This is a genomic window from Cellulosimicrobium sp. Marseille-Q4280, assembly GCF_943181405.1.
In the GTDB taxonomy this organism is placed as follows: Bacteria; Actinomycetota; Actinomycetes; order Actinomycetales; family Cellulomonadaceae; genus Cellulosimicrobium.
This window is the reverse complement of sequence record NZ_CALPBY010000004.1, coordinates 113,664-136,543: the sequence shown is the minus strand read 5'-3', so window position 1 is coordinate 136,543 and position 22,880 is coordinate 113,664. Positions and strand designations below refer to the sequence as shown.

Below are 22,880 nucleotides of genomic sequence, written 5' to 3'. Positions count from 1 at the left end.
GTCGGGACGCACGAGGGTGGAGCCATGCCCAACGCCTTTCCCTCCTTCACTGCCGCTGGTCTGGACGCCGTGCGCGCCGGTGCCGACCGGCCGCTGCTGCTGACCAACGCGACCGTTCACACCCTCGACCCGCTGATCGGCACCATGCACGGTGCCGACGTCCTCATCGGCGCGACGCTGATCGTCGGTGTCGGACCCGGGATCGTCACCGCAGCCGAGGACGACGGCGCCGTGGTCATCGACGCCACCGGCACCGCCGTCCTGCCGGCTCGCCTCGACGCGACCGCCACCCTCGGCGCCGCAGCGCGCGGCACCGGGGCCGGGACGCTCGCTCCCGGATCCGAGGCCGGCCTCGTCGTCGTGCCCGCCCAGCACGCTGCCGACCTGCCCGCGGCGCTGCACACCGCGTTCACCCAGCCCGAGCACCTCCTTGCCGTACTGCTCGAGGGGCGGCCCACCCACTGGGCCGGCGAGTCCTTCGGCGGTGTCCCGGCCACCTCCTCATTGCCTGGTCGGCCTGCGGTGGACCCGAGCCGTGTGGGCGTATGGATCGACACCGACGACTTCCTCCACCAAGAGCTGACAGCCGACGGCCGCTACGACGAGACCCGCGGCGGACGGCCGCACGCCTTCCAAGGCAGCTACTGGATCGACGGCGACCGCATCGACTACCTCGACGACCTCGGCTTCTGGGCCTTCGGCACGTTCGCCGGCGACGCCCTGCACCACGCCGGCTACACCATGCACCGGAAGGACGCCCGATGAGCACCGGCCCCGCCCTCGACGCACTGACCCGCTCCGCCACCGACCCCGACCGGATCGTCCTGCTGCGCGGCGGCACCGTCGTGACGATGGACCCCACGCTGGGGACCATCGATGCCGGCGACGTGCTGGTCCGCGGGGAACGCATCGTCGACGTCGGCCGGCACCTGCCGGACACCGGCGCGATCGTCGTCGACGCGACCGGCAGCATCGTGGCCCCCGGCATGGTGGACACCCACCGGCACGCCTGGCAGGCGCAGATGCGCCGCACCATCCCCGACGTCGACGACCTGGCCGGGTACCTGCAGTCCACGCTCATGCATGTGGCGCCCGCCTACGCGCCCGAGGACGTGTACGTCGGGACCCGCCTGGCCGCGCTGACCGCGCTGGACGGCGGCATCACCACGATGCTCGACTTCTCGCACAACTCACGCACCACCGCGCACTCGGACGCCGCGATCACCGCGCTGATCGACTCCGGCATCCGCGGCGTGCACGCCTCCATGGGCCCGCACTTCGGCGACTGGGACGGCCAGTGGCCCGCGGATCTCGCCCGGTTGCGCTCGACGTACGTCCCCACCGACGACCAGCTCGTGACGCTGCGCATGGCAGCGTTGGCCACCGGAGACATCGCCGGGCACCTCGCCTACGGTCCCGAGCTGGCCGAGGTCGCCACCGACCTGGACATCGGTGTGAGCCTGGACGTGATGTTCGGCCAGGGCGCCTCCCGGGCCGTCCTCGCCTGGCAGAGCCAGGGACTGCTCGGCCCGCACCTGGAGTCCATCCACTCCACGGCGCTCACCGCGGACGCCTGGGCGGCGATGCGCGACCACGGCGTGACGGTCGCGCTGGCACCCACCTCCGACGCCCAGATCGGGCTGGAGGACGCCGTCCCGCCGGTCGACGATGCTCTCGCCCACGGCATCCGGCCCGGGCTGTCGGTGGACGTGGAGGTCGCGCTGGCCTCCGACATGTTCACCCAGATGCGGGCGCTGCTGACCATCCAGCGCATGCGTGCGGTCAACTCCGCCTACGGGACCGGGCGGGAGCCCACCCGCATCACCACCCGTGACGTCCTCGACTTCGCCACCCTGTCCGGAGCACGCACGCTGCGGCTCGACGACCGCACCGGCTCCATCACCCCCGGCAAGCAGGCCGACCTGATCGTCGTGGACGCCGAGGCGATCAACACCATGCCGCTGCACGACGCGATCGGGACCCTCGTGCTGGGCGCCGACCGCTCGAACATCACCTCGGTGTGGGTGGCGGGCCAGGTGCGCAAGTGGGACGGCGAGCTCGTCGGCGTGGACGTCGACGCGCTGCGCACCCAGGTGCACGACTCGCTCGCCGCGATCACCGAGCGCCTTGCCACCCCGGTGGCCGGCCGGTGACCCCGCCGAGCGCCGACGCGTTCGTCGTCACGGGCGCGCACGTCAGGGCGACCCCCGGGAGAGTGGGACGCGGCGACCTGTACGTCGTCGGGGAGCGCCTGGCCCCGGGGCCGGCCGACGCCGGGACGGAGGTGATCGGCGCCGACGGCGCCCATGCCGTCCCGCTGTCGGTCGACAGCGCCGTGGCGCAGCTGCCACCTTCCCGGCGTGGCAGGTACGACCTGGTGCCCGGCAACGCGGCCACCTTCGCCGTCGTGCGTCGACCGGTCAGCGAGGCGCAGGTGCGGACCATGCTGGTCGTCGACCCGCGTGACCTGCTGGCCGTGTGGGTCGCGGGCCACCTCGAGGCGTGGGACGGCACACCGACCCGGCCTGCCGGGCAGGACGTCGCCGACCCGACGGTGCGGGCCACGTGGGTGGGCACCTGGCACGACCCTCACCGGGACCTGCAGCAGCACCTGCGGGCGGACGGCCGCTACTCGGAGACCCGTGGCGGGCGGGCTGACGCCTACACCGGCCGCTACTGGGTCCACACCGACCGCATCACCTACCTGGACGACTCCGGCTTCTGGGCGTTCGGCCAGCTGCTCGACGGCGTGCTGCACCACGCCGGGTTCGTGATGACCCGGCGCTGAGCAGGCGGCGCGCCGGGCACGTGTCCCGCACGACGCCTCGAGTGGCTGCCAGGGGGCACCAGGTCCTGGTTGGTGGGCTGCGGTGCCTCTACGGTCGGAGCGTGAGCACCTCAGATCTCGGTCCGTTCCTCAAGGCACGCCGCGGGCAGGTCCAGCCCGACGACGTCGGGCTGCCCGGGCACACCCCTCGGCGCGTCACCGGGCTGCGTCGCGAGGAGGTGGCCCTGCTGGCCGGCGTCAGCGTGGACTACTACGCCCGGCTGGAGCAGGGACGCGAACGCAACCCGTCACCGTCGGTGCTCAACGCCATCGCCAGCGCTCTGTGCCTCGACACCGACCAGCAGGAGCACCTCTTCCGCCTCGCCGACCTGGCACCCACGGCCCTGACCGCGGTCAGCGCGACACCGCCGCAGTCGCTGCTCGACCTGCTCGACGCCTGGCCGGCCACCCCCGCGATGATCATCGACCGGCAGCTCGACGTCCTGGCGCACAACGCCCTGGCCGGGGCCCTGTACTCCGACTTCGACCGCATCGACAACCTGGCGCGCATGACGTTCCTCGACCTGGCCGGCACCAGCTTCTACGCCCGCTGGGACCGGGCCGCCGAGTCCTGCGTGGCCAACCTGCGCCTGGCCTTGGGCCACGTCGACTCCGCCGACGCCGTGCGCCGGCTGGTGGTCGAGCTCTCGGCAGCCAGCGCCGCGTTCCGCCACCTGTGGGCCCAGCACGACGTGCGCGGCAAGACGCACGACTCCAAGACGTTCCGCCACCGCGACGTCGGCGACCTCGTCCTCGACTACCACGCGTTCGACGTCAAGGGCTCACCGGGCCGCCAGCTGATCGTCTACCAGGCCGCGCCCGGCACGCCCAGCGCCGAAAAGCTGCAGCTGCTGGCCTCACTGCACGCTACGCCTCCGGCGACGCCCGCCACGTGAGCCGCACTCGCCCGGTCCCACGAGTGCTCGTCGGTCGCTCTCCTGGCTTGGAGCACGGCGCGTAGACGTTCGAGGCGCCATGACACCCGGCGGCCTGTCCCGGCCGCCTCCGACCCCAGCCGGCGCCACCTGATCCACCGACTCCGGCATGTGAGGATCGCGCCGTGCACTCGCGAGGGCACATGCCCGAACTTCCGTACACATGGATGGGCCGACGCCAGGGGAAGACAGGGCCGGAGCCGCCCGTCGGCAGCTCCGGTCCTGGGTCCCGCGTGGCGGCGCGCACAGCACCACCCGGTGCGCCTCAGCCCTGACGGGCCTTCCAGCGCGGGTTCTTCGTGTTGATGACGAACGTCTTGCCGCGGCGGCGCACGACGATCGCGCCCGGCTTGTTCTTCAGCGAGCGCAGCGAGGCGCGGACCTTCATCGGGCACCCCCGCCCTGCGTGCGCGTCCCGTAGCGCTGGCGGAAGCGCTCGACGCGGCCCGCGGTGTCCACGACGCGCTGCGTGCCGGTGTAGAACGGGTGGCTCGCGCTCGAGATCTCGACGTCGACGACCGGGTAGGTGTTGCCGTCCTCCCAGACGATCGTCTCGCGCGGCACGCCCGGTCCACCCGGGTGGTCGCCCGCGAGCGTCGACTGCGTGAGGAACGCGAAGTCGGCCGACTTGTCGCGGTAGACGACGGGTCCGTACTGGGGGTGGATGTCCTTCTTCATTGCTTGCCTCCGTACTGCTGTCATGACGGCGGCGGCCGTCACCAGCTCGACTTCGTGACTCCGGGCAGCTCGCCGCGGTGCGCCATCTGACGCATCCGCACGCGCGAGATCCCGAACTTCCGTAGGTAGCCGCGCGGGCGGCCGTCACCGACGTCGCGGTTGCGCAGGCGCGTCGCGCTCGCGTCGCGCGGCTGGCGCTGCAGCTCCGCGACGGCCGCGGCCTTCTCGTCGGCCGTGGCCGTGGGCGACGCGACGACGCGCTTCAGCTCCGCGCGCCGCTCCGCGTACCGGGCGACGACGGCCGCCCGCTGATCGTTCCGCGCGATCTTCGACGTCTTGGCCATCAGCGCTCCTCGCGGAAGTCGACGTGGCGCCGCGCGACGGGGTCGAACTTGCGCAGCACGAGCCGGTCCGGGTCGTTGCGGCGGTTCTTGCGGGTCACGTAGGTGAACCCGGTGCCGGCGGTGGAACGCAGCTTGATCACGGGACGCAGGTCCTGGCGGGTGGCCATCAGAGCTTCTCCCCTCTCGCGAGGATCTCCGCCACGACGACGTCGATCCCCTTGCGGTCGATGGTCTTGATGCCGCGCGTGCTCACGCGCAGCGTGACGTGGCGCCCGAGCGAGGGCACCCAGTAGCGCTTCTTCTGGATGTTGGGGTCGAAGCGACGCTTGGTCCGCACGTGGGAGTGCGAGATCGAGTGGCCGAAACCCGACGAGGTGCCGAGCACCTGGCAGACGGCGGACATGGTGTTCCTTCCTGGACGATGCCGAGACGATAGGTACTGAGAATCGTTCTCGTCAAGGTGTAGAGTCCAACACACCCGTCCACCCGGATGTTCCCGGCCAGAACTGGAGCCTCTGCATGACCATCGACCACCCGGACCCGCTCGACACCCGCCTCCCGCTGAGCGTCCTCGCGACCGTCGACGCCGTCCTGCGCGACTCGGCCGTCTTCGGGCTCGCCGTCGGAGGGGAGGGCACCGTGGTGCTGCGCCACGACATCCTCGCGACCGACGGCGAGCTGCGGCGCGTCGTCGTCGACGCCACCGGCGTGGTGGAGGACGTCCGCGTCCCGCTCGAGCACGCGTGCCTGTCGTGCGCGGTGCGGGAGGACGCCGTCCCCACGCTGCGCCGCCTCGCCGCCGACGGCCGCTGGGACCACGTCGCCCTCGCGCTGCCCGTCGGCGCGGAGTCTCTCCCCGTCGCGAGGGCGCTCGCCGGCGCGAGCGCCCCGGGCGGCGAGCTCGAGCGCCTGCGGCTCGCGACCGTGCTGGCCGTCGTGGACGTCGAGCAGGTGGAGCACGACCTGCTCGGCGACGACCTCGTCGACGAGCGCGGGATCGCCCTGACCCCGGACGACGAGCGAGCGATCGGCGAGGTGCTCGCGGCCCAGCTCGAGCACGCGGACCTGGTCGTGACGACGGGTTCGCCCGAGGCGGCACCCACCGGCTCCGGTCTCGTCGACCGCCTGCGCGGGACCGGGACACGCCGGATCGACGGGCTGCACGCCCTCGACGCCGCGGACCTCGCCGGTGGCGTGCACGACGCCGCCGCCGCCGAGCGGCGCGCGCACCCGCTCGGCGCGCGAGGCGCGCGCCGGCCTGCGGACGGCGACCGGCGACCGGGCGACCGGAGCTGGACCCTGGAGCTGCGCTCCGCCCGGCCGTTCGACCCGGAGCGGCTCCTGCGCCGGATCGAGGACCTCGGGACCGGCCCGTTGCGCTCGCGCGGCGTCTTCCACGTCGCCAACCGGCCCGACTCGCTGTGCGCGTGGGACGGGGCAGGCGGACAGCTCTGCATCGGCGGGCTCGGCACCTGGGACGACGCGAGCACCGAGGAGGGGACGCCGGTCCACCCGCACACGCGGATCGTCGTCGTGGGCGCCACCGACCCGGAGGCCGACGGCAACGAGCGCGACCGGCTGCTCGACGCGTTCGGCGAGGTCCTCGCGACGCCCGACGAGCTCGCCGACGGCGGGCTGCGCTGGCTCGGGCGCGAGGACGTCCTCGCGCCGTGGCTGGGCGCGCGCAGCGAGGTCTGACCCCTGCCGCCCTCCGGGCGGACGGACCGGGAATGACGAACCGGTGGCGGTCCGCCACGTGAGCTCCCCCCAGCGGAGCTCTCGTCGCGGACCGCCACCGGTCCGGGTGTCGTCGCGTGACCCGTCGCGACGACGTCCCCCACCTGCGAACGAGGGGTGGCCGGCACGTTCGGGACACCGCGCTGACGTGACCTGCGTCACACTTCGCGCAGAACCAGCGCGTCAGACCCCCTGGCGTCGACGCCCACGGACCGCCCACGCCCCGCCCGCACCCGCGAGCACGGACGCACCGACGACCCCCGCGACCAGCGGTGCGAGCGGTATCGGTGCCTCGCTCGCCGGCAGCGGTGACGCCGCCGGCGTGCTGAGCGTGGCGGCGGTCGCGACGAAGGTGGGCGCCGGGTGGGCACCCGACGGGTCGGTGTCGCTCCAGTCGTGCGAGGCCCCCGACGGGCACTCCTGGACGGCGGGGAAGGCGAACGACTCGCCGATGTCGCCGGTGACGCGGACGTCGACGGTGAACGCCGCACGCTCGCCGTCGGCGATCGGGGCCGCCTCCCCGGACCACGCCACGCCGTCGTCGCCGACCTCGGAGGTCCAGCCGTCGGGCTGATCCGCGGCGAGCAGCTCGACGCCCTCGGGCATGACGACCCGCAGCGCGTCGGTGGGCTCGCCGTCGCACCCGTGGTCGAACGTGAACGTGATCCGCGCCGTCCCGTCGCCGAGCGGCTCGACGGTCTCCAGGAGCACGTGCGCGGCCGCGGGGCTCGACGCGGCGACGACGCCCGCCGCGGCGAGGACGAGCGCGGCGGTCGCCCGGCGCAGCGGTCGACGGGTCATGACGTCACCTCCAGGGGGATCTCGACGATCGGGCTCTCGTACTTCGAGGTCCGTACCTGCACCGTGACCGTCCACGACCCCGCGAGGGGCAGGTCGAGCGGCGCCTCGTACGTCCCCGGCCCGGTGCGCACGAGCGCGTGGGCGAACGGCCCGAGCGCGGGCTCGGCGAGCGTCGTCGTGACCTCGGGGTCCGCGACGGGCTCGAGCGGCGCCCCGTCGGCGTCGAGCAGGACGAGCTCGAGGGCGTTGACCCCGACCGCGCCCGGCGTGACCCGGGCCTCGAGCGTCCCGTCGCCGAGCGGCCGGGTCTCCTCGACGGCGTCCGGCGCGGCGTCGGCCGCCACCGGAGCGGTCGCGACCCCGTCGACCGGGCTGCGCGAGACCAGCACGCCCGTCACGGCGAGCACGACGACGAGCAGCCCCGCCTCGAGCGCGACGGTCCGGCCGAGCCGGCGCGAGGCCGGTGCGCCGGTCCCCGCCCCGGTGGTGCCCGCCGCGCGGCCCGTCGTGCCGCGACCCGACCGCGCGGCGAAGGCCGGGACGAGCCGGTAGCGGTTCCACGCCGCGACGGCGACGACGCACAGCGCGACACCGACCTTGACGAGGAGCGCCTGCCCGTACGCCGTCGACGCGAGCGCCTCGACGGTGCCGACGATCCGCCAGCCCAGCACGACGCCCGTCAGCGCGAGGGCGAGCACGACCCACGCACCGAGCGCGGAGAAGCGCGTCACGGTCACCGCGGCACGCCGCTCGTCCACCTGCGACGACCGCATGAGCACGAGCGTCAGCCCGACGACGCCGCCGATCCACACGGCCCCGGCGACGACGTGCAGGACGTCGGCCGCGACGACGAGCACCGCCGGGCCGAAGGTGCGCGTGTGGCCGACGAGCACGAGGGCTCCGAGCGCGAGCGTCGCCCCTCCGAGCGCGACGCCCGCCGGCCAGACGGCGCGACTCTCTCGCGCCGCCCGCGGCGCGAGCAGGGCCGCGCACGCGAGACCGGCCACGCCGAGCGCGGCCGCGAGGGCGGTGTCGGACGTCAGGCCCGTGCGCCACGTCGCGGCGTCGAGCACGGCGTCGAGGCCGCCCCCGGCCTGCCACGCCGTCGTGAGGGGCACGCTCATCACGAGTCCCACGGCGCCGGTCGCGAGACCGACGAGCCGCGCGCGCTGGAGCCGCGACCGCAGCCGCGGCATGGCGCCGGGCGTGGCGTGCAGGACGAGCAGCTCGAAGACGAGGAGACCGGCGACGAGGAACGTGCCGAGGTAGACCGCGGCCTGGTCGGCCGCGCGTACCGCGACGAGCGCAGCGCTCGGCTCGGCGACCTGCGCCTCGACCGTCGTCGCGCTCGGCGCCCCGACGGAGAAGCTGAACGCCCCGGCGACCGGGTGCGTGTCGAGCGAGATGACGCGCCAGCTCACGACGTACGTCCCGTCGCCGAGCGTCCCGTCGGGGGTGATCACGAGCGCGTCGTCGACCGCGGAGACGTCGACCGCGACGTCCGACCCGTCGGCTGCGAGCACGGTCGTCCCGCCGTCGACGGCCCGCACGGGCTCGTTGAAGGTGATGGTGAGGGCGTCGGGCGGGGCGTCGAGCACCGCGCCGTCCTGCGGGTCCGTACCCACGAGGACGGCGTGCGCCGCGGCCGGGCCGCTCGCGAGGATCACGAGCAGGACCGCGGCCGCGGCACCGACGACCAGCACCACCACCCGGTGCAGCACCGAGAAGTGGGTCGTGCTGGTCATGGACGTGTCAGTCCTGGGCGCGGCGCGAGCGCGCGAACGCGAGCGCCCCGAGGACGAGGCCCGCGGCACCCAGCGCGAGCGCGACCCAGGAGACGACGGGCGTGGCCGCGTCGTCGGAGGCCGCGTCCGCCGACGTGTCGTCCTGCGTCTCCTCCGCTGCGACCTCCTCGGCCTGGGCCTCGGTACCGTCCGCCTCGGCGGCCTCCGCCGCGGTCAGGTCGAACGACGGCGCCGGCGACTCGAGGTCGTCGCCGGTCTGGCCGTCCGCGGGGATCTCCACCCACGCGGTCTCGCCCTCCTCGCACGTCTGGACCGTGGGGAAGTCGAGCGTCTCCCCCGCGGCGTCGGGGAGCTTGAGGGACAGCTCGAACGCGTCGCGGTACCCGTTCGGGACCGGGGTCTCGGCGGTGTACACGACCTCGCTGACCCGCTCCGTGTACTCGCCGCCGTGGCCGTCGTCCACGGGCGTCTCGAGGTCCTCCATTACCTTCTCGACGTCCCATCCGGGGTGGACGGTGGGCGAGACCGCGAGGATCTGCTCGGGCATCTGGATCGCGATCTCGGTGGTCGCCGACTCCCCGCAGCCGTGCCCGAACGCGAACGTGAGGACGGTGTAGGAGCCGGCGGTCGAGGTGCTCGGTGTGACGGTCACGTGGGCGGACGCGACGCTCGCGCCCGCGACGACGAGACCGGTGGTAAGGGTGGCGGCGCCGAGGGCGCGCAGGGACTTGCGCATGGGAGTGCCTTTCGGGAGAGACGGGGGTGCGCGCGCGGGCACGACGTCGTGGCCCGCCGGGGCGCGCGGGAACGGGACGCCGCGGTGGGCGTCCGGGGTCAGGCGACGGCGGGTGGCGCACGTCCGCCGACCGCCCCCGGGACGGGAGCACGGCGGGGCGCGGGGAGGCAGCCGCGGGCGAGCGGGACCACCCTGCCGACGACGACCGGCCGCGGGCGACCAGGGACCTGTCGGCCGGAGAGCCAGGACCACAGCCGCCAGAGCAGCGCGTCCCCGTGCCGGAGCACGAGCGCGAGGACGACGGTCGCGACGGCGTGTGCCGCGAGCATCGTCGCCGTCGCGACGGGGCCGTCGTGGGCGTGGGTGGACGCGGTCGCCGTCGCGGAGAGCTCCGCGGAGCGCTCGAGCACGACGTGCATCACGACCTGCCCGACGCCCAGCAGCGCGAGGAGACGCGGCAGCCCGACCTCCCGGCGCGTCAGCGGACGCACCGCGACCGCGCTGAGCGCCGCGAGGACGACCAGGGGGACGGTGCCCGGACGCGACCCGCCCGCGAGGTCGTGCGACAAGAGCGAGAGACCCACGACCACGGCAGCGAGCACGAGCCCGCGCGCGGCGCGCAACGGCCCGGACCCCGGAGACGTCACGACCGCACCCCGACGACGCGCGACACGGTCGACCGGTCGCGCTCCGTGCTCGTCGGGGTCGTCATCGACCGGTTCCCTCCGCTGGGCCGTGGGGTCGCCTCGTCGCGCCCGTCGTCCTGCTTTCGCCGAAAGTACCGGCGCTTCTGGCGTGCGTCAATCAAAAGTCGCACCGGTTCGTGCCGTCGCAGCGGCCGGATCCGGCAGCGGTCAGGCCCGCGGGTCCCCGGCTCCGTCGTCACCGCCGCCACGGCGGCGCAGCACGAGGACCGTCGCGACGCCCGCGGCGGCCACGACCGCGACGGCACCGATCACGAACGGCAGCGCGTTGCCACCGTCGTCGTCGGTCGCGGCGGCGTCGTCGGTGCCGTCCGTGTCACCGTCGTCGGCGGTGGCTGCGTCCTCGGCGGCACCCGCGTCGCCGTCCGCGGCGGGCGACGACGCGCTCTCCTCGGGCGTCGCCTCCTCGGCGGGAGAGCTCTCCGACGGCGCGGGCTCGGCCGCCGGCTGCTCCGCCACCCCGAACGAGAGCGTGCCCTCGATGGGGTGACCGTCGGACGAGACGACGCGCCACGCGACCGAGTACGTGCCGCCGGTCAGGGCGGCCGCGTCGAGCGGGAGCGACGCGTTCGCGCCGTCGATCGTCGGGGCGCCCTCCGCGACGACCGTCCCGGCGGCGTCGGTCACGACGACCTGCGGCTCGACCGCGAGGGGCTCGGTGTTGAAGCTCAGCGTGATCGCGGCGGGCGGGGCGTCGAGCTGGGCGCCGTCCGCGGGGTCCGAGCCGACGAGACGGTCGTGCGCCTGCGCGGGCAGCGCGGAGGACGTCGCGAGCACGACGGTGAGGGCCAGCGCCGCGAGCAGCGCGAGGAGCGCCGTGAGGAGCGCCGAGAAGGGTCGGCGTGCGGTGAGGGTTCGTGCAGGGAGCATGAGGAGGTCTTTCCGTCCGAGGCGCGGCGGTGCCGCTGGCTGTACCCGGTGGTCCGGCGTGCGCCGGCACGGCCTCGTCGGGCGTCGCGCGGACGCGCGAGCGGTGGGTTCTAGGCGGAGGTCCCGACGAGCCGGACGGCGGCCGGGGGGCCACGCGTCGGCGCGGTCCCCGGGTGGCGCGTCGTCGGGCGGCGCGTGAACGCGGCGGGGACGCCGGCCTCGCGGCGCGACGCGGCCACGACGACGGGGGCGAGCAGGGACGCGAGCGGCGTCAGCCAGGCGACGAACCGCTCGAGGGCGCGCTCGCCGCGCGCGAGCACGACCGCCAGGACGAGGGTCGCGACGGCGTGGGCGACGACCATCCACACGCCGGGGACCACGGAGGCCGCCGACGACGCGAGGCGGGCCGACGACGCGAGCCCCGCTCCGGCGTCGGGCAGCCCTGCGCCCGGGGAGCACACGAGGACCGCACCGTGCCCGGTGTGACCCGCCCCCGCCGACGGACCCGCAGGCACGCACGTCGCGGCGCCGTGACCGAGCGTGTCGAGCGCGACGTGGAGCCCGAGCTGGGCGGTGCCGAGGACCGCGAGGAGCCGCGGCACGGTGAAGCGGACCCGGGCTGCGACCATCGCGCCTGCGAGCGTGAACGCGGCGAGAGCGGCGAGGACCAGCGGGTCCGGGAGGTGACCTCCGGCGACGGCGTGCGCCGCGGCGCTCAGCGCCAGGACGAGGGTCGCCACGAGCGCTGCGCGCGTCACGCGCAGCGGACCGGCGACCGGGGAGAGCACGGGGCCACCCTAGCCGCTCGCGTCAGGCGGGGGCACCGTCCCCGCGGCCCGTCGCGCGGGCGTCGGAGGCGTCCGGGCCACCTCGCGCGGCGCCGTCGGCGCCCGTGCCGCCGTCGGCGCCCGTGCCGCCGTCGGCGCCCGTGCCGTCGGCGGCGCCGACGTCGGGGAGCACGACGGCACCCGGGTACGAGCCGATCAGAGCCCGCGCGGGCAGCATCCGGTCGAGACCGACGAGCACGAGCCCGAGCACGAGGAACCCGGCACCGTAGAGGACGACGTTGACGAGCAGGCCCGCCCAGCCGAGCGCGTCGAGGTCGACGAACCCGTAGGGGTACTCGCTCCCCGGGCTGACGAAGCCGCGGATCGTCGTGAAGGCGAAGTAGGCGAGCGGGTACAGGAGCCACTGGGCCGCCGTGAGCCCGCGCAGGCGCCGGTGCGGGGTGAGCAGCAGGAAGTCGGCGACGACAGCCAGCGGGAGGACCTCGTGCTCGATCTGCCCGTCCGTCAGCCCGAGGAAGACCGCCGGCGCGTCGGGGTCCTCGGGCGCGAGGACGAACCACGACACGAGCCCGGTGATCGCGGCGAAGAGCGTCACCGCACCGGTGAACCATGCCGGGGGCTGCCGGCGCCGCAGGAGGGACGCGATCCCGGCCCACGTGAAGGCGACCACGACGAGGAAGCAGGTCTGGTTGGTGAAGTAGATCAGACCCTCGACGTCGCCGTCCCGCCAGATCGTGCGCGTACCGACGAGCGCGAGGACGACGAGGAAGAGCCGGAAGATCCCGACGACGACGTGCATGCGAGCTCCTTCGCGCGCGATCCGGTCACGAGCCGGTCCGGTCGCCCCGGGCGGCCTTCCCGCACGCCGAGCCTAGTCCCGCCGTGAGCCGTCCCGGCGCACCGGCGCAGACCGGACGAGGTGACGCTTGCCCGGGGCGACGGGGCCATGATGGACCCATGACGACCTCATCCAGCACCCGGACCACCCCCCGCACCGCGCGCGCGACCGTCGCCGTGACCAACGGCTACGTCGTGCCCGTCGCCTCCTCGCCGATCGAGGGCGGGACGGTCCTCGTCGAGGACGGCGTGATCACGGCCGTCGGCACGGACGTCGCGGTGCCCGACGGCGCCCGCGTCCTCGACGCCCGCGGCCGGTGGGTGCTGCCCGGCTTCGTCGAGGCCCACGCGCACATGGGCGTCATGGAGGAGGCCGAGGGCTGGGCCGGCAACGACACCAACGAGATGACCGACCCGAACGGCTCTGCGCTGCGGGCGATCGACGGGATCAACGTCGAGGACGAGGGCTTCCGCGACGCGCTCGTCGGCGGCGTGACGTCCGCCGTCGTGAAGCCCGGCTCGGGGAACCCGATCGGCGGGCAGACGGTCGCGATCAAGACCTGGGGCGGGCGCACGGTCGACGAGCAGGTGATCCGCGAGGCCGTGTCCGTGAAGTCGGCGCTCGGCGAGAACCCCAAGCGGGTCTACGGCGACCAGAAGAAGACGCCCTCGACGCGCCTCGGCGTCGCGAAGGTCATCCGGTCCGCGTTCGTCGACGCGCAGAACTACGTCGCGAAGCGTGACGCCGCCGAGGCGAAGGGCGAGCCGTTCGACCGCGACCTCGGCAAGGAGACCCTCGCGCGCGTGCTCGCGGGCGAGCTGTACTGGGACCAGCACACGCACCGGGCGGACGACATCGCCACCGCCCTGCGGCTCGCCGACGAGTTCGGCTACCGGCTCGTCCTCAACCACGGCACCGACGGCGCCGCGATCGCCGACGTGCTCGCCGAGCGCGACGTCCCGGTGATCTTCGGCCCGATGTTCACGTCGCGGTCCAAGGTCGAGCTGCGCGACCGCGCGATCGCGAACCTCGGCGTGCTCGCCCGCGCGGGCGTGCGTGTCGCGATCACGACGGACCACCCCGTCGTGCCGATCAACTTCCTCGTGCACCAGGCGTCCCTCGCGGTGAAGGAAGGGCTCGACCGCGACGTCGCGCTCCAGGCGCTCACCGTGAACCCGGCGCAGTTCCTCGGCCTCGACGACCGCGTCGGCGCGCTCACGCCGGGGCTCGACGGCGACGTCGTCGTGTGGTCGGGCGACCCGCTCGACGTCACCGCGCGCGCCGAGCACGTGCTCGTCACCGGCACCGAGGTCTACACGTGGGACGCCGCGGCGAACGGCGGTCGCGGGGCGGGTCGGGTCGTCGAGCGCGCGGAGCGCTTCGCGCACTGAGGGGTCCGAGCGACCACCGTTCGTCTGGCGCCGCGTCCCCCGCAGGGGGACCATCACTCCATGCGCACAGCACACGGCGTCGCCCTGCCGGTCGCGGCGGCCGGTCTGATGGCCGCTCTCGTCAGCGGGTGCAGCGGCTCGGGACCGGGCGAGAAGGACACCACCTACGACTCCGTCGCGGACCTCCAGAGCTCGGCGACCACCGCCGGGCTCACGTGCCTGTCGTTCACGGAGACGGACTCCGGCTCGCCGGACGTCGAGACCGGCACGTGCGACGACACGGCGCTGCTCGCGGTCTTCGCCGACGGCGTGGCGGAGGACGACTTCGTCTCCATGCTGCCGCCGTCGCCCGAGATCGAGGGCGAGGCGGTGCTGGTGGGCCCGAACTGGGCGATCCAGGGTGATGTCGACGACCTCGAGGAGACGCAGGCCGGCATCGGAGGAGACATGATCTCGGACCGGTGACCGGCGCACCGAGCCTCCGCGTCCGCCGTCGTCGACGTGCGCCGAGGAGAGCTCAGGCCGACGCCGCGCACCCGACGCACGTGCGCGCCGTCGGGCGGGCCTCGAGCCGGGCGGCGGGGATCTCCTGCCCGCAGGACGAGCACGTCCCGTAGGAGCCGGCCTCCATCCGCGCGAGCGCGGCGTCGACCTCCTCGACCCGCACCGCGGCGGACCGCGCGAGGGCGTCGACCTGGGCCCGCTCGAACGCGATCGTCGCGCCGTCCGGGTCGTGCTCGTCGTCCGCGTTCGAGTCCCGCGAGGCCTCGACGATCTCCGCGACCTCGCCGCGCAGGGAACGCAGGCGGGCCAACGCGTCGGCGCGCTCGGCGAGGAGGCGCTCGCGCGCGGTCACGAGGTCGAGGTCGGTCACGTCGTCCTCAACACCTCGGCCTCCCGGAACCGTCCCTCGCCGCGCGTCGGGACGCGTGTCCCGGCGCGCGGCTAGGGTGGTGGCCGACGGCCCCGGACCGTCCTGGCGGCGAGCGGGACCGTGCCCGCAGGAGGTGATCGGATCGTGCGTGACCGACCTGTCCCGCAGCCCGGCGCCGAGCGCCTGACCCCCTTCGCGGGACATCCCGTCGTCGTCGGCGTCGTCCCCGGGCAGGACCCGCTCGTCGTGCTCACCGCCGCGGCATGGGCGCGGGCCGCGGGGGCCCCGACGCTGTACCTCGCCTACGCCGACCCGTCGCGCTACGTCGTCGAGGAGCACGCCGACGGCACCGTGGCGCACGCGGCCGTCGACCCGGACGCCGACGACGGGTCGTGGGAGGGCACGGACGCCGGACTGCGGGAGCAGGTCGCGGCGGTGCTGGGCGACGAGCCCGTGCGGTGGGAGCTGCGCTACCTCGCGGGACGGCCCGACCGCGCGCTCACGCACCTCGCTCGCGCGGTCGACGCCGCGGTCCTCGTCGTCGGGACGCGGACGCCCGGCGCCGGCGGACGCCTGCGCGAGCTCGTCGAGGGCTCCGTCGCGGCCCATCTCGCGCACCACCAGCACCGCCCGGTGCTCACCGTGCCGCTGCGCGTCGTCGACTGGGCGGAGGGCCCGGCGCCGTGGGGCCGGTGAGGTTGCGGCTCGCCGGCCTGGTCGCCCTCGGCGGCGCCGTCGGCACCTCCGCCCGGGCCGGCCTGGAGACGGCGTTCGCCCCCGAGGCCGGGACCTGGCCGTGGACGACGTTCGCGATCAACCTCGTCGGCTCGTTCCTCCTCGGCGTGCTGCTGGAGCGGCTCGCACGCTCCGGGCCCGACGACGGGTGGCGGCGCCGGGCCCGCGTGCTCGTCGGGACCGGCGTGCTGGGCGGTTTCACGACGTACAGCACGTTCGCGCTCGAGGTGGACCGGCTGGTCGACGCCGGGCACGCGGGGCTCGGCGTGGCGTACGCGCTCGGCAGCGTGGTGCTGGGCGTCCTCGCGTCCGGTGCCGGGATCCTCCTGGCGGGCACGCTCGGACGACGCGGCGGGGCGGGCCGCGCATGAGCGGGCTCCTCGTCCCGCTCCTCGTCGCCGCGTGCGGGGGTCTCGGTGCGGCGGCACGGTTCCTGGTCGACGGCGCCGTCGCGCGCCGCGCGCGGACGGTCGTCCCCCTGGGGACGGTCGTCGTCAACGTCAGCGCGTGCCTCCTGCTCGGCCTCGTCACGGGATGGGTCGTGGCGCACGCCGGCCCGGACGCGCTCGCGGCTGCCGTGGGCGTCGGTCTCCTCGGTGGCTACTCGACGTTCTCGACGGCGAGCGTCGAGGGCGCACGGCTGCTGCTCGCCGGCCGCCCCGCGGCGGCCGCCGTGCACGCGCTCGGGATGCTCGGGGCGTGCCTCGCCGCGACGGCGCTCGGACTCGTCGTCGGAGGTCTGCTCTGACCGGCCGGCGCGACCGCCCGGCGTGACGCCCACCAGCGGTTCCACGCGCCGGGATGCGCATGACAGCGGCCCGCCGTGATGGAAGAGTGGCACCGCCCGGCCGAGCCGGGGTCACCAGGGGAGGACCCATGAGCACGACGTCGACCGTCGTCCGCTTCGACACCTTCGGCGGTCCCGAGGTGCTGCGCGTCGCCGACGAGGAGGTTGCCGAGCCCGGACCGGGACAGGTCCGCGTGGCGAACCGCGTCGTCGGCGTGAACCCGGCCGACGTCAAGCGGCTCGCCGGAGCGTTCGGCGGACGGGTCCCGGGCGTGCTCGGCTTCGAGGCCGCGGGCGTGGTGGACGCGGTCGGGACGGACGTCGAGGGCTTCGCGCCCGGCGACGAGGTCGTGTGGCACGGGACCGGCGCGCAGCGCGCGCTCTCCGTCGTGCGGGCCGACCACGTGCGGCGGAGACCGCCGTCGGTCCCCGCGGAGCAGGCCGCGGTCCTGCCGGTCGCGGCGGCGACGGCGTTCTCCGCGCTCGTCCAGGCCGACGTCGGCGAGGGGGACGTCCTGCTCCTCCACGGCGCGAGCGGCGGCGTCGGCTCCGCCGCGGTGCAGGTCGCGCTCGCGCTGGGTGCGCGGGTCGTCGGCACCGCCTCGCCCGCGAACCACGACTACCTGCGCGGGCTCGGCGCGACACCCGTCGCCTACGGGCCCGGCCTCGTGGACGCGGTCCGCGCGCTCGAGGACGGGCTGGCCGCGGTGAGCGTCGTCGTCGACCTCGTCGGCACCCCGGAGACCGTCGCCGCCACGGTCGAGCTGCTGGGCGAGGACCTCGCCCTGGCCGACCCCGACGAGCCGCCGCTGGCCGTCACGATCGTCGGGTCGGAGGTGTCGCGCGCTGCGGGGATCGTCGACAAGGTCGACGCCCGAGGGGCGCTCGACGAGGTGCTCGCGCTGGCGGAGGACGGGCGGCTGCACGTCGAGATCTCCCACCGGTTCCCGCTCTCCGAGGCCGCGGAGGCGCTGCGCCTCGTCGCGGACGGGCACGCGCGGGGCAAGGTCGTGCTCGAGGTGCCCGACGTCGACTGAGACCGAGACGGGCGTCCACATCCTGTGACGCTGCGCACAAGCGCGCGGCGGCACCCGCAGGATCCCGGCGATCTGCCCGCCCGGGCCGCAGCAATCTTCTTGCACCGCGGCCTCCCGCCGGTGTCCAATCCTTAGCATGCGTAAGTACCTGGCCGCTACCGCGGCGCTCTCCTGTGCCCTCCTCCTGGCGTCCTGTGCGTCGACGACCGACCCGTCGAGCGACGACGCCACCGCCCCCACCGACGAGACCACGACGGCCCAGTCCGAGGTCCCCGAGCCCACGGTCATCGAGATCGTCCAGTCCTGCGCCGGGTTTTACGACGGCGCCGAGAACTCGCTCGCCACGCGCGTCGACGCGACCCTCGCGCTGACGACCGAGGCCGTCACCGACGAGAGCGGGGTCGAGATCACGACCACGCGCGACAAGATCGCCTCCGTCCAGCGCTTCGCCGACGTGGAGCTCCAGGAGAACCTCAACGGCATCAAGGCCCCGTTCGAGGCCGCCCTCACGGGCGCCACGGTCGAGACCGACGGCGTGCAGCCGGCGCTCGACGGCCTCCGCGAGCAGTGCACCGAGGCCGGGTACGCCTTCGCGTCCTGATCCCCTGCGCCGCGGTCGAACGCCCCGCGCCCTGGACACCGTCCGGGGGCGGGGCGTTCGCGCGTCCGTGGGTGGCGGGTGCTTGCCTGGCCCCATGGCGTCCACCGTGCCCGACGACGAGCCGCACCTCTCCCGCCTGCGCACCCTGTGCCTCGCCTTCCCCGACGCGCACGAGATCGTCACCCACGGTCGCACGGCCTTCCGTGCCCGGGTCCTGTTCGCCGTCCACGGCGGCATGACGAAGCGTTCTGCCGACGTCCCGGTGCGGCAGCACCCCCGGTCGGTCCTCGTGCAGGTCCCGGTCGCCGACCGCACGGCGCTCGAGCAGGACCCGCGGTTCTTCGTCCCGGCCTACTACGGTGCCGCGGGATGGCTCGGCCTCGACCTCGACGCGGCGCCGGTCGACTGGCAGGAGGTCGCGGAGCTCGTCGACGCGTCGTACCGCGAGGTCTCCGGGGCCCGGCTCGTCGCCCGGCTCGACGCGGAGGGAAGCCCGGCCGACCGGGACGCCTGAGCCCGCGGGCCGGTCGGCACGCGGGACGTCGGAGCGCACGGGTCGTCGGAGCGCGCGGGTCCGTCGCTGCGCGAGGGCCGCCGTCGTGCCACGATCGGGCGCATGCCCGTCGTCGAGTCCTCGCTCGTGGTCCCCGTCGACCCCGCGACCGCGTTCGCCGTCTCGCAGACGACCGGCGACGTCCGGCTGCGCTGGGACCCGTTCATCCGCAACCAGCGCTTCCTCGACGGCGCGACCGCTCCCGCCAAGGGTGTCCGGACGCTCACGCGCCACCGCACCGGGCTGACGATGGTCAGCGAGTACGTGTCGTACAACCCGCCGACGAACGTCGGCATGCGCATGGTCCGCGGGTCGTGGTTCTTCGAGAACCTCGCCGGGGGCTGGCGGTTCGCCCCCGACCCGGCGGGCGGCACGCGCGCGACGTGGCGCTACAGCTTCCGGTGCCGCCCCCGCTGGCTCGCGCCGCTCGCGGAGCGGGTCGGGTCGTGGGTGCTCGGCCGCGACATCGACCACCGCATCGCCGGGTTCGCGCGCGGCTGCGCCGACCCGGTCGTGCTCGCGGCGGTGCACGAGACGGGCTGAGCGGCAGCCGCGGAGGACGAGGGCGGTGCAGGGGCGGTCGTGGCGGGTCTGGCGGGAGCGGCCGAGGAACGAGGCCGCGGATGGTAGACCCGGCACGGCCGCCCCGGAACCGCGCTCGTCCGGGGTGACCGCGTCGTCGGCGTCAGCGGGCGCCGGCCGCCACGGGCTCCTTGTCGGTCGCGGCGCCCGACGGCGCCCCCTCCACCGCGGGCGTCTCGCCCTCGACCGGGGCGTCGTCGTCCTCGACCGGGGCGTCGTCGTCCGCGAAGAGGTCCTCCGCCGACGCGGACTCGTACTGCTCGACGTCGAGGATGCCCTCGCGCTTGGCGACGATCGTCGGCACGAGCGCCTGGCCCGCGACGTTGACGGCCGTGCGGCCCATGTCGAGGATCGGGTCGATCGCGAGCAGCAGGCCCACGCCCGCGAGCGGCAGGCCCAGCGTCGAGAGCGTCAGCGTGAGCATGACGACGGCGCCGGTGAGTCCCGCGGTCGCGGCGGAGCCGACGACGGACACGAACGCGATGAGCAGGTAGTCGGTGATCGACAGGTCGACGTCGAAGATCTGTGCGACGAAGATCGCCGAGATCGCGGGGTAGATCGAGGCGCAGCCGTCCATCTTCGTGGTCGCGGCGAGCGGCACGGCGAACGACGCGTACTCGCTCGGCACGCCGAGGTTGCGCTCGGTGACGCGCTGCGTCACGGGCAGCGTGCCGATCGACGAGCGCGACACGAACGCGAGCTGGATCGCGGGCCACGCGCCCTTGAAGTAGCTCGTGACCTTCAGGCCGTTGGTGCGCAGCAGCACCGGGTACACGACGAACAGCACGACCGCGAGGCCGACGTAGATCGCCGCGGCGAACCAGGCGAGCGAGCTCAGCGACGTCCAGCCGTAGGTGGCGATCGCGTTCCCGATGAGGCCCAGCGTGCCCAGCGGCGCGAGGCGGATGATCCACCACAGCACCTTCTGGACGATCGCCAGGGCGGAGCGGTTGAACGCGAGGAACGGGTCGGCCTTGGAGCCGGTCTTCAGCGCCGCGATGCCGATGACGAGTGCGACGACGAGGATCTGCAGCACGTTGAAGTTGATCGACGTGCTCGCGGTCACGGCGCCGTCGGCTGCGGTCTCGACCTGCGTGCCGGCGCCGAGGCCCAGCACGTTGCCCGGGATCAGGCCCGTGAGGAAGTCGAGCCACGTGCCGGCCTTCCCCGGCTCGGCGGCGTCGTCGAGCGACACGGACGCGTGGTTGCCGGGCTGGAAGATCAGCCCGAGCCCGATGCCGACCGCGACGGAGATCGCGGCGGTGATCGCGAACCACAGGAGCGTCTGGCCGGCGAGGCGCGCGGCGTTCGTGACGGTCCGCAGGTTGGCGATCGACGCGACGATCGCGGTGAAGATCAGCGGCGGGACGATCGCCTTGAGCAGCGTGACGAACGAGCTGCCGATCGTCGCGAGCGTCGTCGTGAGTCCGTTGGGGACCTCGCCGTCGGCGTCCTGCGGACCCATCGCGAGGGCGATGCCGCCGAGCGCGATGCCCAGCGCGAGGCCGATGAGGATCTGGGTGCTGAACGACGGGAAGCGGCGCGTGCGCTTCGCGGGGGCCGGGGTCGCTGGCGGGGCCGACGCGGCGACGTCGTGGCGGCCGGGGGAAGCCTGCTCTGCGGGCTTCGAGGGGGTCGAGGACACGGAGGGACCTTTCGGTGCTCGGGTGGCACGGACGCACGACGCGACCGCACCCGGGAGAGGGGGCGGGGGTCGTCGTCGCGAGGCGTTCCCGTGTCAGGGCAGGGGATCACCCGGGTGGCCGGGGGTCCTGACACGCGTGCGGACGCGGCCGGTTGTCAGGGTCAGGCGTCAGCAGGGTGAACCAGGGACCTGACCCGAGGCGCGGCGCAGCGTCGGCGCGAGGGCCGGGGAGCGTCAGCGACGACGACGGGTCAGCGACACAGAGCGCTGGCGACTCGACGGAGGTCGACGTCGCGGCGCTCGGTGAGGTACCAGGTCGGCACGCTGACGGACACGGAGGTGTCTCCCGAGGTTCGGCGGTAGGCGGTGTTCGCGCTGCGGGCACGATCGTCGCCCGCGGCACCTGATCGTACTCGTCGGTGGGCAACGCCCCGCCGTGCCGTCTCATTCCCAGGGATCGTGTGAACGTGGCCCCGGCGTGCGAGCGAGGTCGCCGCGCCTAGGGTCGAGCCCATGCGCAAGCGGGTGACGGGTGCGGCGGTGGCGGCCACCGGCACGTGGACCGACCCGGACGGCGTGCGGATGCCCGCCGGGGAGGTGCACGCCTGGGAGCGCGGCACGAACTCGACGGTGTGCGGCCTGCAGCTCAGCCGTCAGGGCCTCCTCCGGTTCCCGCACGTCACGTGGGCCGACGCCCAGCCGGCGACCGGCCGGGACGCCGACGCCGTCTCGTCGATGTGCCGGCGCTGCTCGGCCGGCACGGGGGCGCGACGCGACGACAAGCCCTGGCGCCGCGTCGACCCGCGGCCCTGAGCCGCCTGCCCCCCTGCGAGCACCGGGTCTGCTGGGCCCACGACTGTGCAGGAGAGAGACGGGTCCGAGAAGAGTCGCTCCGGCTGACGGTGGTCATCACGTGGGAGGGTCGAGGACGACGAGCATCGCGCGACGCAGGACGTCGCGCTGCGCCCCGTTGTAGAGGTCGGGCAGCACTCGGTGCAGCGCGTCTCGGGCCGCGGTCGCGCTCGTGGAGAGGCGCGGCAGCGGATCGCTCAGCCAGGGGTGGTCGGCCAGGTGCCGGTCGAGGAGCGGCACCATCCGCTCGACCAGGTCGCGCCTCGTCGCCTCGCTCGCGTCGGGCGGGAGCGCGGTGAAGTCACGATCGATGTCGGTCGGCTCGACCTCGATCATGCGCCTGATGTCGTCCAGCGCGTCCCGGTCGTAGAACTGCGTGCAGATGGTGACCAGTGCGCGATCGGCGTCGGTCAGCCGCTCCTCGACGGAGCTGAACTCGGGCGGCACGTCGAGCGATGCACGGTCGCGGAGCACGACGGCCAGCTCGGTCCGAGCGCGCTGGAGCCGCTCGATGCTCGCGGCGAGCTCGACGTCGAGCGCCCGGAGGGTGCCGGCGGCGTCTCCCCCGGCTGCCCCGAGCGACCCGATCTCGGCGAGGGGGACACCGAGCTCGCGCAGGCGCCGGATCGGGATGACGCGAGCGAGGTGGCGGGCTCGGTACTGCTTGTACCCGTTGGCTCGTCGCTCCGGCTGCTCCAGAAGACCGACCCGGTGGTAGTGACGGACGGTGTTCACGGTCGTACCGGCCAGCTCGGCGAGCTCGGAGGTGCTCCACGCCATGCTTCTCCTTCGTCGACGTGCACCGTTCTCACGGTGGAAG

Annotated in this window: 30 protein-coding genes; 15 read left to right on the top strand and 15 right to left on the bottom strand. The window is 74.6% G+C overall.

The window, feature by feature from the left end; genetic code table 11:
- Positions 1 to 24: 24 nt before the first annotated feature.
- The 4 genes from NFS20_RS12015 (at position 25) to NFS20_RS12000 (ending at position 3,723) form a co-directional block, all read left to right on the top strand.
- Positions 25 to 765, top strand: coding sequence for an Atu4866 domain-containing protein (locus tag NFS20_RS12015; RefSeq protein WP_251152027.1), 741 nt, complete (start codon positions 25 to 27; stop codon positions 763 to 765).
- Entirely contained in the window at positions 762 to 2,153 is a 1,392-nt protein-coding gene (locus NFS20_RS12010) for an amidohydrolase family protein (RefSeq protein ID WP_251152026.1), read from the top strand. The genes NFS20_RS12015 and NFS20_RS12010 overlap by 4 nt, the downstream gene beginning before the upstream one ends.
- Complete coding sequence (locus tag NFS20_RS12005; protein ID WP_251152025.1) at positions 2,150 to 2,788, top strand: Atu4866 domain-containing protein; 639 nt, start codon at positions 2,150 to 2,152, stop codon at positions 2,786 to 2,788. The genes NFS20_RS12010 and NFS20_RS12005 overlap by 4 nt, the downstream gene beginning before the upstream one ends.
- Before the next feature lie 101 nt (positions 2,789 to 2,889).
- Positions 2,890 to 3,723, top strand: a complete 834-nt coding sequence (locus NFS20_RS12000; protein WP_251152024.1) for a helix-turn-helix domain-containing protein — start codon at positions 2,890 to 2,892, stop codon at positions 3,721 to 3,723.
- Between the two features lie 304 nt (positions 3,724 to 4,027).
- Here NFS20_RS12000 and ykgO read toward each other — a convergent pair whose 3' ends face one another.
- Genes ykgO through rpmB form a run of 5 tightly spaced genes read right to left on the bottom strand, consistent with a single transcriptional unit; the run spans position 4,028 to position 5,187 of the window.
- Positions 4,028 to 4,150, bottom strand: a complete 123-nt coding sequence (gene ykgO, locus NFS20_RS11995; RefSeq protein WP_251152023.1) for a type B 50S ribosomal protein L36 — start codon at positions 4,148 to 4,150, stop codon at positions 4,028 to 4,030.
- Positions 4,147 to 4,440: a type B 50S ribosomal protein L31 gene (locus NFS20_RS11990; protein ID WP_251152022.1), complete on the bottom strand. Its 294-nt coding sequence runs from the start codon at positions 4,438 to 4,440 to the stop codon at positions 4,147 to 4,149. Before NFS20_RS11990 ends, ykgO begins: the two co-directional genes overlap by 4 nt.
- Positions 4,441 to 4,478: 38 nt before the next feature.
- Positions 4,479 to 4,784 (bottom strand): 30S ribosomal protein S14, encoded by a 306-nt coding sequence (gene rpsN, locus NFS20_RS11985; protein ID WP_251152021.1) that lies wholly within the window; start codon positions 4,782 to 4,784, stop codon positions 4,479 to 4,481.
- The gene (gene rpmG / locus NFS20_RS11980; RefSeq protein WP_251152020.1) at positions 4,784 to 4,951 is read right to left on the bottom strand and encodes a 50S ribosomal protein L33; all 168 of its coding nucleotides are present in this window, start codon (positions 4,949 to 4,951) and stop codon (positions 4,784 to 4,786) included. Before rpmG ends, rpsN begins: the two co-directional genes overlap by 1 nt.
- Positions 4,951 to 5,187 (bottom strand): 50S ribosomal protein L28, encoded by a 237-nt coding sequence (gene rpmB / locus NFS20_RS11975; protein WP_251152019.1) that lies wholly within the window; start codon positions 5,185 to 5,187, stop codon positions 4,951 to 4,953. Before rpmB ends, rpmG begins: the two co-directional genes overlap by 1 nt.
- A 116-nt stretch (positions 5,188 to 5,303) precedes the next feature.
- Here rpmB and NFS20_RS11970 point away from each other — a divergent pair, with 116 nt between their 5' ends.
- On the top strand, positions 5,304 to 6,482 hold the full coding sequence (locus NFS20_RS11970; protein WP_251152018.1) for a CobW family GTP-binding protein: 1,179 nt from the start codon (positions 5,304 to 5,306) through the stop codon (positions 6,480 to 6,482).
- 222 nt (positions 6,483 to 6,704) lie between these two features.
- Here NFS20_RS11970 and NFS20_RS11965 read toward each other — a convergent pair whose 3' ends face one another.
- The 7 genes from NFS20_RS11965 to NFS20_RS11935 form a co-directional block, all read right to left on the bottom strand.
- The gene (locus NFS20_RS11965; RefSeq protein ID WP_251152017.1) at positions 6,705 to 7,322 is read right to left on the bottom strand and encodes a DUF1775 domain-containing protein; all 618 of its coding nucleotides are present in this window, start codon (positions 7,320 to 7,322) and stop codon (positions 6,705 to 6,707) included.
- Positions 7,319 to 9,067 carry a copper resistance CopC/CopD family protein gene (locus NFS20_RS11960; RefSeq protein ID WP_251152016.1) on the bottom strand — a complete coding sequence of 583 codons (1,749 nt, stop codon included), beginning with the start codon at positions 9,065 to 9,067 and terminating at the stop codon, positions 7,319 to 7,321. Before NFS20_RS11960 ends, NFS20_RS11965 begins: the two co-directional genes overlap by 4 nt.
- A gap of 7 nt (positions 9,068 to 9,074) precedes the next feature.
- Complete coding sequence (locus NFS20_RS11955) at positions 9,075 to 9,803, bottom strand: DUF1775 domain-containing protein (protein ID WP_251152015.1); 729 nt, start codon at positions 9,801 to 9,803, stop codon at positions 9,075 to 9,077.
- A gap of 98 nt (positions 9,804 to 9,901) precedes the next feature.
- A complete protein-coding gene (locus NFS20_RS11950) occupies positions 9,902 to 10,450 on the bottom strand; it encodes a hypothetical protein (protein ID WP_251152014.1) in 549 nt (182 codons plus the stop codon).
- Between the two features lie 207 nt (positions 10,451 to 10,657).
- Positions 10,658 to 11,377 carry a copper resistance CopC family protein gene (locus tag NFS20_RS11945; RefSeq protein WP_251152013.1) on the bottom strand — a complete coding sequence of 240 codons (720 nt, stop codon included), beginning with the start codon at positions 11,375 to 11,377 and terminating at the stop codon, positions 10,658 to 10,660.
- A 110-nt stretch (positions 11,378 to 11,487) separates the two neighbouring features.
- On the bottom strand, positions 11,488 to 12,165 hold the full coding sequence (locus tag NFS20_RS11940) for a hypothetical protein (RefSeq protein ID WP_251152012.1): 678 nt from the start codon (positions 12,163 to 12,165) through the stop codon (positions 11,488 to 11,490).
- Between the two features lie 22 nt (positions 12,166 to 12,187).
- Positions 12,188 to 12,964, bottom strand: coding sequence for a Pr6Pr family membrane protein (locus tag NFS20_RS11935; RefSeq protein WP_251152011.1), 777 nt, complete (start codon positions 12,962 to 12,964; stop codon positions 12,188 to 12,190).
- A gap of 158 nt (positions 12,965 to 13,122) precedes the next feature.
- On the opposite strand from NFS20_RS11935, the gene NFS20_RS11930 reads away from it, so the two are divergent.
- Entirely contained in the window at positions 13,123 to 14,394 is a 1,272-nt protein-coding gene (locus tag NFS20_RS11930) for an amidohydrolase (protein ID WP_251152010.1), read from the top strand.
- 60 nt (positions 14,395 to 14,454) lie between these two features.
- On the top strand, positions 14,455 to 14,859 hold the full coding sequence (locus tag NFS20_RS11925) for a hypothetical protein (protein ID WP_251152009.1): 405 nt from the start codon (positions 14,455 to 14,457) through the stop codon (positions 14,857 to 14,859).
- 52 nt (positions 14,860 to 14,911) lie between these two features.
- Here the strand turns inward: NFS20_RS11925 and NFS20_RS11920 are convergent, their stop codons facing one another.
- Positions 14,912 to 15,268: a TraR/DksA family transcriptional regulator gene (locus NFS20_RS11920; protein WP_251152008.1), complete on the bottom strand. Its 357-nt coding sequence runs from the start codon at positions 15,266 to 15,268 to the stop codon at positions 14,912 to 14,914.
- Between the two features lie 144 nt (positions 15,269 to 15,412).
- On the opposite strand from NFS20_RS11920, the gene NFS20_RS11915 reads away from it, so the two are divergent.
- The 7 genes from NFS20_RS11915 to NFS20_RS11885 all read left to right on the top strand — a co-directional run bounded on the left by NFS20_RS11915 (position 15,413) and on the right by NFS20_RS11885 (position 19,524).
- Positions 15,413 to 15,964 (top strand): universal stress protein, encoded by a 552-nt coding sequence (locus tag NFS20_RS11915; RefSeq protein ID WP_251152007.1) that lies wholly within the window; start codon positions 15,413 to 15,415, stop codon positions 15,962 to 15,964.
- On the top strand, positions 15,961 to 16,374 hold the full coding sequence (locus NFS20_RS11910) for a fluoride efflux transporter FluC (RefSeq protein WP_251152006.1): 414 nt from the start codon (positions 15,961 to 15,963) through the stop codon (positions 16,372 to 16,374). Before NFS20_RS11915 ends, NFS20_RS11910 begins: the two co-directional genes overlap by 4 nt.
- Positions 16,371 to 16,751, top strand: a complete 381-nt coding sequence (locus NFS20_RS11905) for a fluoride efflux transporter FluC (RefSeq protein WP_251152005.1) — start codon at positions 16,371 to 16,373, stop codon at positions 16,749 to 16,751. Before NFS20_RS11910 ends, NFS20_RS11905 begins: the two co-directional genes overlap by 4 nt.
- A gap of 128 nt (positions 16,752 to 16,879) precedes the next feature.
- Positions 16,880 to 17,827, top strand: a complete 948-nt coding sequence (locus NFS20_RS11900) for a quinone oxidoreductase family protein (RefSeq protein ID WP_251152004.1) — start codon at positions 16,880 to 16,882, stop codon at positions 17,825 to 17,827.
- A 136-nt stretch (positions 17,828 to 17,963) separates the two neighbouring features.
- Positions 17,964 to 18,428, top strand: a complete 465-nt coding sequence (locus NFS20_RS11895; protein ID WP_251152003.1) for a hypothetical protein — start codon at positions 17,964 to 17,966, stop codon at positions 18,426 to 18,428.
- Positions 18,429 to 18,522: 94 nt separating this feature from the next.
- A complete protein-coding gene (locus NFS20_RS11890; protein WP_251152002.1) occupies positions 18,523 to 18,942 on the top strand; it encodes an MmcQ/YjbR family DNA-binding protein in 420 nt (139 codons plus the stop codon).
- A gap of 102 nt (positions 18,943 to 19,044) precedes the next feature.
- Positions 19,045 to 19,524, top strand: coding sequence for an SRPBCC family protein (locus NFS20_RS11885; protein WP_251152001.1), 480 nt, complete (start codon positions 19,045 to 19,047; stop codon positions 19,522 to 19,524).
- Between the two features lie 142 nt (positions 19,525 to 19,666).
- Here the strand turns inward: NFS20_RS11885 and NFS20_RS11880 are convergent, their stop codons facing one another.
- Entirely contained in the window at positions 19,667 to 21,208 is a 1,542-nt protein-coding gene (locus NFS20_RS11880) for a dicarboxylate/amino acid:cation symporter (protein WP_502800810.1), read from the bottom strand.
- Between the two features lie 513 nt (positions 21,209 to 21,721).
- On the opposite strand from NFS20_RS11880, the gene NFS20_RS11875 reads away from it, so the two are divergent.
- Entirely contained in the window at positions 21,722 to 22,021 is a 300-nt protein-coding gene (locus NFS20_RS11875; RefSeq protein WP_251152000.1) for a hypothetical protein, read from the top strand.
- Positions 22,022 to 22,117: 96 nt separating this feature from the next.
- Here the strand turns inward: NFS20_RS11875 and NFS20_RS11870 are convergent, their stop codons facing one another.
- Positions 22,118 to 22,840 (bottom strand): helix-turn-helix domain-containing protein, encoded by a 723-nt coding sequence (locus NFS20_RS11870; protein ID WP_251151999.1) that lies wholly within the window; start codon positions 22,838 to 22,840, stop codon positions 22,118 to 22,120.
- Between the last annotated feature and the right edge of the window lie 40 nt (positions 22,841 to 22,880).

What these genes read in the sequence shown, in the direction of transcription:
- NFS20_RS12015 (WP_251152027.1), top strand. Translation starts at nt 25, where the DNA reads ATGCCCAACGCCTTTCCCTCCTTCACTGCCGCTGGTCTGGACGCCGTG.
- NFS20_RS12010 (WP_251152026.1), top strand. Translation starts at nt 762, where the DNA reads ATGAGCACCGGCCCCGCCCTCGACGCACTGACCCGCTCCGCCACCGAC.
- ykgO (WP_251152023.1), bottom strand. Translation starts at nt 4,150, where the DNA reads ATGAAGGTCCGCGCCTCGCTGCGCTCGCTGAAGAACAAGCCGGGCGCG.
- NFS20_RS11990 (WP_251152022.1), bottom strand. Translation starts at nt 4,440, where the DNA reads ATGAAGAAGGACATCCACCCCCAGTACGGACCCGTCGTCTACCGCGAC.
- rpsN (WP_251152021.1), bottom strand. Translation starts at nt 4,784, where the DNA reads ATGGCCAAGACGTCGAAGATCGCGCGGAACGATCAGCGGGCGGCCGTC.
- rpmG (WP_251152020.1), bottom strand. Translation starts at nt 4,951, where the DNA reads ATGGCCACCCGCCAGGACCTGCGTCCCGTGATCAAGCTGCGTTCCACC.
- rpmB (WP_251152019.1), bottom strand. Translation starts at nt 5,187, where the DNA reads ATGTCCGCCGTCTGCCAGGTGCTCGGCACCTCGTCGGGTTTCGGCCAC.
- NFS20_RS11970 (WP_251152018.1), top strand. Translation starts at nt 5,304, where the DNA reads ATGACCATCGACCACCCGGACCCGCTCGACACCCGCCTCCCGCTGAGC.
- NFS20_RS11965 (WP_251152017.1), bottom strand. Translation starts at nt 7,322, where the DNA reads ATGACCCGTCGACCGCTGCGCCGGGCGACCGCCGCGCTCGTCCTCGCC.
- NFS20_RS11960 (WP_251152016.1), bottom strand. Translation starts at nt 9,067, where the DNA reads ATGACCAGCACGACCCACTTCTCGGTGCTGCACCGGGTGGTGGTGCTG.
- NFS20_RS11955 (WP_251152015.1), bottom strand. Translation starts at nt 9,803, where the DNA reads ATGCGCAAGTCCCTGCGCGCCCTCGGCGCCGCCACCCTTACCACCGGT.
- NFS20_RS11945 (WP_251152013.1), bottom strand. Translation starts at nt 11,377, where the DNA reads ATGCTCCCTGCACGAACCCTCACCGCACGCCGACCCTTCTCGGCGCTC.
- NFS20_RS11935 (WP_251152011.1), bottom strand. Translation starts at nt 12,964, where the DNA reads ATGCACGTCGTCGTCGGGATCTTCCGGCTCTTCCTCGTCGTCCTCGCG.
- NFS20_RS11930 (WP_251152010.1), top strand. Translation starts at nt 13,123, where the DNA reads ATGACGACCTCATCCAGCACCCGGACCACCCCCCGCACCGCGCGCGCG.
- NFS20_RS11925 (WP_251152009.1), top strand. Translation starts at nt 14,455, where the DNA reads ATGCGCACAGCACACGGCGTCGCCCTGCCGGTCGCGGCGGCCGGTCTG.
- NFS20_RS11905 (WP_251152005.1), top strand. Translation starts at nt 16,371, where the DNA reads ATGAGCGGGCTCCTCGTCCCGCTCCTCGTCGCCGCGTGCGGGGGTCTC.
- NFS20_RS11900 (WP_251152004.1), top strand. Translation starts at nt 16,880, where the DNA reads ATGAGCACGACGTCGACCGTCGTCCGCTTCGACACCTTCGGCGGTCCC.
- NFS20_RS11895 (WP_251152003.1), top strand. Translation starts at nt 17,964, where the DNA reads ATGCGTAAGTACCTGGCCGCTACCGCGGCGCTCTCCTGTGCCCTCCTC.
- NFS20_RS11890 (WP_251152002.1), top strand. Translation starts at nt 18,523, where the DNA reads ATGGCGTCCACCGTGCCCGACGACGAGCCGCACCTCTCCCGCCTGCGC.
- NFS20_RS11885 (WP_251152001.1), top strand. Translation starts at nt 19,045, where the DNA reads ATGCCCGTCGTCGAGTCCTCGCTCGTGGTCCCCGTCGACCCCGCGACC.
- NFS20_RS11875 (WP_251152000.1), top strand. Translation starts at nt 21,722, where the DNA reads ATGCGCAAGCGGGTGACGGGTGCGGCGGTGGCGGCCACCGGCACGTGG.
- NFS20_RS11870 (WP_251151999.1), bottom strand. Translation starts at nt 22,840, where the DNA reads ATGGCGTGGAGCACCTCCGAGCTCGCCGAGCTGGCCGGTACGACCGTG.